The organism is Mesorhizobium sp. M2E.F.Ca.ET.209.01.1.1 (assembly GCF_004010375.2).
Classification (GTDB): Bacteria; Pseudomonadota; Alphaproteobacteria; order Rhizobiales; family Rhizobiaceae; genus Mesorhizobium.
Genome location: NZ_SADP02000772.1, coordinates 1 through 323 on the forward strand (window position 1 = coordinate 1; position 323 = coordinate 323).

1 protein-coding gene is annotated in these 323 nt (G+C 63.5%); it reads right to left on the minus strand.

All coding sequences use genetic code 11. The features are described 5' to 3' along the window. On the minus strand, positions 1-323 hold a 323-nt coding region (locus tag EN852_RS37840), incomplete at both ends, for a Tim44/TimA family putative adaptor protein (protein ID WP_135879838.1).

Sequence of the window (323 nt, forward strand, 5' to 3'; positions counted from 1 at the left end):
GATCGCCGTCGATGACGGCGCCGGCCTGGTCGCGCGTCGCCGAGATCAGCTCGCTGATGATGCGCAGCGTGACATGCGCCTCGCCGCCCTTCATCTCGGCCGAGACGATGTCGGCCTTGTCGATGCCGACGAAGGAGGACTGGATCTTTTCCGACTTGGCCTCGCGCTCGCCGATCGCGGCGACGAAGCCGTCATAGACCTCGCGCGACAAAAGGTTCTTCAGCGTTTTGCGGTCGCCGTCGGCATAGGCCATGACGATCATCTCATAGGCCATCTTGGCGCCGTCGACGAAACCCTTGGGATCGAAGGACGGGTCGTTGTCC